Annotated in this window: 6 protein-coding genes; 2 read left to right on the top strand and 4 right to left on the bottom strand. The window is 46.8% G+C overall.

Annotated elements, in window-relative coordinates; genetic code table 11:
* Nucleotides 1-358: PAS domain-containing protein (locus ACXLDX_RS04745; protein ID WP_457576047.1), on the bottom strand; the 358-nt coding region annotated here is incomplete at its 3' end.
* Between the two features lie 361 nt (nt 359-719).
* Here ACXLDX_RS04745 and ACXLDX_RS04740 point away from each other — a divergent pair.
* The gene (locus tag ACXLDX_RS04740; protein WP_457576046.1) at nt 720-1,070 is read left to right on the top strand and encodes a hypothetical protein; all 351 of its coding nucleotides are present in this window, start codon (nt 720-722) and stop codon (nt 1,068-1,070) included.
* On the opposite strand, the gene rnhA is transcribed toward ACXLDX_RS04740, so the two are convergent.
* From rnhA to tgt, 3 genes are all read right to left on the bottom strand, one after another.
* On the bottom strand, nt 1,060-1,737 hold the full coding sequence (rnhA, locus tag ACXLDX_RS04735; protein ID WP_457576045.1) for a ribonuclease HI: 678 nt from the start codon (nt 1,735-1,737) through the stop codon (nt 1,060-1,062). The two genes, ACXLDX_RS04740 and rnhA, sit on opposite strands and share 11 nt — an antisense overlap.
* A gap of 212 nt (nt 1,738-1,949) precedes the next feature.
* Nucleotides 1,950-2,303, bottom strand: coding sequence for a preprotein translocase subunit YajC (yajC, locus tag ACXLDX_RS04730; protein ID WP_457576044.1), 354 nt, complete (start codon nt 2,301-2,303; stop codon nt 1,950-1,952).
* A gap of 125 nt (nt 2,304-2,428) precedes the next feature.
* The gene (tgt, locus tag ACXLDX_RS04725) at nt 2,429-3,547 is read right to left on the bottom strand and encodes a tRNA guanosine(34) transglycosylase Tgt (protein ID WP_457576048.1); all 1,119 of its coding nucleotides are present in this window, start codon (nt 3,545-3,547) and stop codon (nt 2,429-2,431) included.
* Between the two features lie 326 nt (nt 3,548-3,873).
* Between tgt and ACXLDX_RS04720 the strand changes: the two genes are divergently transcribed.
* A partial coding sequence (locus tag ACXLDX_RS04720) for a response regulator (protein WP_457576043.1) occupies nt 3,874-4,953 on the top strand: 1,080 nt, incomplete at its 3' end.

Raw genomic sequence — 4,953 nt, 5'->3', positions numbered from 1 at the left:
AATCTGCTGAAAAACTGCTCCCGTCCCTGTTCCAGAAGACATCGCCGTCCACATGATGTGACGACCCATCTTCTATCGCCGCGAAAAGAGGGCAGAAATCCCAGGGGTATTCACTGCCGTCATCCTGGCTGTGATGTATGGTTTCATGGATCTGACGCCCTGAAAAATCTTCTGCAGTCCACCCGAGGGTTTCCAGGGCAACCGTGTTTGCATGGATGATCAGGCCTTCCCGGTCAACGGAGATAACGGCACCGTTGACCCAGCGAAGCATCATCTCGTTCTGGTAACCCACCTGTTTCAAGGTCTCTTTCAGGCCTTCAATCTGCTGGAGCAGTTCTTTTCTCTTTGCTTCGCTCAAAACTGTCAGTCCAGGAAGAATTAATGGTACTGCGGAACCGGTATTGTTCCTGTCGTGGTTTCGGGTGGATACTACAGGGTACACTTTATTATGGAGGCTGTGTAATCAAAGGTCAAATAATTTCAGGTCACCTTGAAAAATTGTTTTTTCGCTCAGTTCATGCGGGCCGGGAAAATAAAACTTGATTACCCGTGAAACTCAGCCCAATTGTGGATGTGCCTGTTTTATCAGACTAGCCTACGGTCAAAAATCACTGGAAATCTCAATTGATAAGGAATTTAAATGAAAAAGTGCAGAATTCGGGTACGGTGTAATTGCCCCTGTGAGAAGTTTCAAGAAAAATCAAAACAATGAACTGGTTATGTCAAAAAAAAGAAAATCCGGCTCAAGTAAAACCGCAGCCAGATTCAAAACAAAAAAGAAAAAGACACCAATGCTGCAGGCAATGGTATGGTACAAAGAGGCCCATTACAGGCCTCTTCTGACACTCTTTGACGACACCCACCTTCTCCCCGCAACCTACAGGGAATGGCTGGATCGGGCGGAAATGAAAAAAAGGGAAATTGAGGCCAAGGGAGACCGGGTCATCAAAATATTTATCGACCCCGAAACCTTCCCCGAATGGTGCAGAAAAAGAGGCTGCAGACTGGACGCGGAGGCAAGATCGCAACTGGCTATCGAGATTGCCCAGGCCCACAGCTTCAGTTTATAGCCTGTTCATATCCTTCATCCACCGGGAGATTCTTTTTGCGGGCTGAAGTGACTGCCAGCCGGTCACACCGCTCATTTAAAGGATTTCCCGCGTGTCCTTTGACCCAGTGGAAGTGAACCCTGGTATTTTCCAGTAACTGCAGTATCTCACGCCAGAGGTCCGCGTTAAGAACATCACCTCCATCGGCTTTCTTCCAGCCGTTTGACCGCCATTTTTTCAACCATCCCTTGTTGACGGCATTAACAAGATAACTTGAATCAGAAAACAGACAGATGGTTTCCGTTCGGCCGACAACATGACGAAGGGCCACTATTGCTGCCATCATCTCCATTCTGTTATTGGTGGTCAGCCGAAAACCACCACTCAACTCTTTTTGTTCTCCCTTTTCGATAATAACTGCACCGTATCCTCCCGGACCGGGGTTATTAATGCACCCTCCGTCGGTATAAATCGTTACCCCGGATTCTTCTTTTTCACTCTCCTGGTATCCGTTCTTTTTTCCACGGGCGCCATCACCTCTTTTTTTTTCGTAAACAGGATTCTTCAACCACTTTTCCGCCTCAGCCCTTGTCATAAATCCCTTATATTTTGCACCCGCAAATCCCTTCACCTGTTTTTGGGCAGCAGGCCAGTCGGCGAAGACGCCACACTCTCTTCCCGACGCCACAGCGTAAAACTTTTTTTTTTGCCATTTCGACTCCGCCCCTATGAAAAAACAATCTGATTACCCATGAAATTCAGCCACATCCCCAGTTTCACAAGTATCAGACTGAGTGTTATACGTAATCAGGAAAAACAAAAGCCGAATTATCCTTTCCGGATAATCCAGCTTTTATATCACTATCTACAGACCTGCAGACTTCAGCACCCTCCGATGCCTCACCCTCCCGCTGATTTTTTCGCTTTTTTGGCAGGAGTACCTGTATTTTTTACAAGTGGTCCGGCAATGGCGTCCCGGGAAACCTTGATGACCACATCTTTTGCAATCTCAAGCCTGATCACATTATCAGACAACCCGGTAATCTCACCATGAATACCACCCTTGGTCATGACCTTGTTGCCCTTTTTCAGGTCATTCAAAAAAGCCTGGTGCTGCTTGGCCTGCTTCTGCTGAGGTCTGATCAGCAGAAAATAAAAGACCACAAAAATCAATATAAGCGGGATAAACGAAGCAAATCCACCAGCGGCCCCGGCACCTGCCGCCGGTCCTGCTGCATGGGCAATTCCTACCATGATAATTCCTCCAAAAAAATTAATATTTTCATCCGGTGATAAATTTCAGAACATAATGACACTAAACAGACAAAAACAAATTCGTCTCCAAAAGCATCCAAATGGGTAAATTGAGTGCATGGTAATCATTCCGACTCAAGCTTGCTATAAAAATCTTGTCTGAACTGTGCAAAATCGTCTCTCTCGATGGCCCCGCGTATATCCGCCATCAGCTGAAGGTAGTAATGCAGATTGTGGATCGTATTGAGATGATAACTCAGTATTTCACGACTCTTGAAGAGATGGTGCAGATACCCTCTCGAATAATTTCTGCAGGTGTAGCAGGAACATGACTCATCCAGCGGCCCCTGGTCCTCCCGGTGACGAGCGTTTTTTATCACAATCCGGCCCGTTGAGGTAAATAATGTTCCGTTTCTGGCATTGCGTGTTGGCATAACACAGTCAAACATATCAACACCCCGCCGGACACCTTCAACAAGATCAGAAGGCGTACCGACTCCCATCAGGTAACGGGGATAATCAACCGGCAGGTGAGGTGTTGTTGCTTCTACCATCTCATGCATAAGATCCTTGTCCTCCCCGACACTGAGTCCACCAACAGCATAACCGTCAAATCCGATATCAACCAGTTCTTCAGCATGTTTTTTCCTCAACTCAGGAAACATTCCTCCCTGAACAATACCAAAAAGAAGCTGCTCCCGCCTGCTATGAGCTTCGCGACACCGCTTCGCCCAGCGTGTTGTCAGGTTCGTGGATTCAATTGTTTCCTGCTCCGTTGCCGGAAAAGGAATACAGGTATCCAGACACATCATAATATCGGAACCAAGGGCCTGCTGAACCTCCACCGCATTCTCCGGGCTGAGGAACAGTTTTGCCCCGTCCAGATGTGAACGAAAGGCTGCGCCATCCTCGGTGATTTTCGCCAGCTCCTTGAGACTGAAGATCTGAAAGCCACCACTGTCAGTCAGAATAGCCCCCTTCCAGTTCATGAATTTATGCAGCCCCCCAAAACGCTCAATTAATTCATGGCCGGGCCGAATATAAAGATGATAAGTATTGCCGAGAATGATCTCTGCGGACATTTCCTTAAGATTCTCAGGAGTTACGGCTTTTACCGTGCCCTGTGTCCCCACCGGCATAAACACGGGTGTCTGAACAACACCATGACCGGTTCTCACCTCTCCTCTTCTGGCCCCGCAATCGCTTGCACGGTTGTGCAGGGTAAATACGCTCTCTCTTTTCATCATCTCCCTGTGATTAAAATTGATCAGAACTCTGAGCCCATTACTGTTTCCGAGCCGATCTGCCTATGATATACAAAAAATTCCCCATTAGTACTGCATCATGAATCCTATACTCCTGAAACAGACTCTCTCACCATTTTAAACCAGTTGCATTTTTTATTTTCTGATTGCGGACAAAAGAGACCATGAAAACCGGGATCCTGTGAGTAATTATTTTGCCTTTTATCCCTTTTTTCCCCATACTAAAAGAAAACCATATACTTTTCCTTCAAAAAGTATCAACGTCTTATTCCGGATTTCTCATCCGGATAATAAAATCCGACCCTATGAAAACTATCGTCATCATTGAAAATGAAACAGTAGAACTGGAAATCCTGGTCAACCTGTTTCAGCAGATGCAGAAAGAAATCAATATTATTACGGCCTCCGAAGGCCAGGCAGCCATAAGTATAATGTCCCGCCAGCAGGTAGATCTTGTTGTCTGTGATCTTGCTATCCCCGGAAATGCCAACCTGGAAAGTTTTGCCAATCTCACCCGCTCTTTTCCTTCCGTACCCTGTATTGCACTCTCAGATAATCGCGACTCACAACAGCGAGAGAAAGCCATCGAACGGGGGGCAAGTCATTATCTGGAAAAACCGGTGGACAAAAATGATCTCCTCCACCGGGCCAGGGAGCTATTGAATATCGGAACCAGCGGCAGGGTCAGGGGGATCCCCATCCACAGTTTTCTGCAGATGCTGGCCAATGAAGAAAAGACCTGTACCCTGCAGGTGACACACAAAAAGGACCGGGGAATGCTCTATATCAGACAGGGACAGCTGGTTGGAGCAGAAACCAAAAGTTTCATCGGTGAAGAAGCCGCCCACCTTATCCTCTCCTGGGAAGAGAGCGTTCTTGAAATAAGGTATTACAACTGTCAACACAGACCTCACATCGACAAACCCCTCATCTCCATTGTGATGGAGGCATTCCGCCTGAAAAGCGAACGGGAAAAACTGGAGAAAAAGGAACTGCCGAAAAAAGAACATCAGCTCCCCCTTGTGCATCTCTCCACCCAGGAACATCCGGTGTCGCTGAAAACAGGAACCGGAATAAAGATGGAATTCCCCCACCTTGACACCATCCAGAAAAGCATCATGATAGGCTCTTTCGAGAAACAGTACCTGATAGTGTCCACTCCGCCTTCGTTTTCAATGACGGAAAAAATGCTCTCATCGGAGAAAAGAATAATCGTTAAATACATTGAAAACGGCAGGATATGGATGTTCAAATCAAGGCTGCTGAAAAGCTTGAACAATCCCTCTCCCCTGCTCTTTCTCGAGTATCCCGCAACCATCCATTACCATGAACTGAGAAAGGCAAAAAGAACCATTATTTTCGTTCCCTGTACCTTTCATCCGGGG

This window comes from Desulfomarina sp., from assembly GCF_054039375.1.
This window is presented reverse-complemented; position numbering and strand designations above follow the sequence as displayed.

Excerpts from the sequence above, each read along its gene's own strand:
- ACXLDX_RS04740 (WP_457576046.1), top strand. The coding sequence starts at position 720 with ATGTCAAAAAAAAGAAAATCCGGCTCAAGTAAAACCGCAGCCAGATTC.
- yajC (WP_457576044.1), bottom strand. The coding sequence starts at position 2,303 with ATGGTAGGAATTGCCCATGCAGCAGGACCGGCGGCAGGTGCCGGGGCC.
- tgt (WP_457576048.1), bottom strand. The coding sequence starts at position 3,547 with ATGAAAAGAGAGAGCGTATTTACCCTGCACAACCGTGCAAGCGATTGC.